This is a genomic window from Tessaracoccus sp. OS52 (genome assembly GCF_020687685.1).
GTDB lineage: Bacteria > Actinomycetota > Actinomycetes > Propionibacteriales > Propionibacteriaceae > Arachnia.
Window position 1 is genome coordinate 1 of sequence record NZ_JAJEWM010000012.1, and the last position, 1,354, is coordinate 1,354.

Below are 1,354 nucleotides of genomic sequence, written 5' to 3' on the forward strand. Positions count from 1 at the left end.
TGAATCACCCCGGTGTGTCCGGAGACTTCGATCCTTGGGAAGGATGGAGTCATGCCAGGAAACACGTCGAAGAGGTACCCGGCCGAGTTGAAGGCTCGGGCGGTGCGGATGTATCACGAGGTCCGGCCCGAGCACGGGACCGACACGGCGGCGATGGCCAAGGTCGCGCAGTTGTTGGGGGTCACGACGGCGGAGACGGTGCGCAAGTGGGTTCGCCAGCACGAGATCGACGACGGGCAGCGGGCCGGGGTCACGTCGGAGGAGTCGGCTGAGGTGAAGCGGTTGAAGCGTGAGAACGCAGAACTGCGCAGGGCGAACTCGATTCTGAAGGCCGCTTCGGCTTTCTTCGCGGCCGAGCTCGACCGGCCCGGGCAGTGATCGTGGACTTCATCCGCGAACACGCCGACCACCGCGATGCGGGTGGTCTGCGGTGGGGTGTCGAGCCGATCTGTCGCGTGCTCACCGAGCACGGGATCGAGATCGCCCCATCCACCTACTACGAGTGGCGAGACAAGCTCCCCACCGATCGTCAGCAACGAGACGAGGCCCTGCTGGTCGAGATCCGCCGGGTGCACAAGTCCAACTACCAGGTCTACGGGGCGCGGAAGGTGTGGCTGCAGCTGAACCGGGAAGGCATCCCGGTGGGCACGCTGCACCGTTGAGCGGCTGATGCGCCAAGCGGGCCTCGCCGGTGCGGTGCGCGGGAAGGTCAAGCGCACCACCATCCCCGATACGGCAGCGCAGCGGCCAGCCGATCTGGTGCAGCGCAGGTTCGCCCCGGCGGCGCCGAACCGGTTGTGGGTGGCCGACATAACCTACGTGTCGACCTGGTCGGGGTGGGTCTACGTCGCGTTCCTCGTCGATGCCTACGCCCGCAGGATCCTCGGCTGGCGCGCCGGGACCACGATGACCACCCAGCTCGTCCTCGACGCGCTGGAGCAGGCGGTTTGGACCCGGCAGCGAGAGGGCCGCGGGGACTTCGCCGAGTTGGTCCATCACAGCGACAGAGGCGCCCAGTACACCTCCATTGCGCTGTCTGAGCGGCTCGGTGAGGCGGGGATCGCCGGCTCCGTCGGTGCGGTCGGGACCAGCTATGACAACGCGTTGGCCGAGACCATCAACGGGTTGTTCAAAACCGAACTGATCAAACCCCAAGGCCCTTGGCGCGACAGCGACGCGGTCGAGTACGCAACCGCAGAATGGGTCGACTGGTTCAACCACCGCCGCCTCTACCAGTACTGCGGCGACATCCCACCAGCCGACCTCGAAGCCCTCCACTACGATTCAGAACCAGCCCTGCAACCCGCAGAGCTCACAACAACATGAGTCTCCGGACATGCCGGGGTGATTCAGG

General features: G+C 66.1%; 1 pseudogene. It reads left to right on the forward strand.

The features are described 5' to 3' along the window. Positions 1 to 51 precede the first annotated feature (51 nt). Positions 52 to 1,326 (forward strand): annotated as a pseudogene (locus tag LKO27_RS15045) (IS3 family transposase). The last annotated feature ends 28 nt before the right edge of the window (positions 1,327 to 1,354 follow it).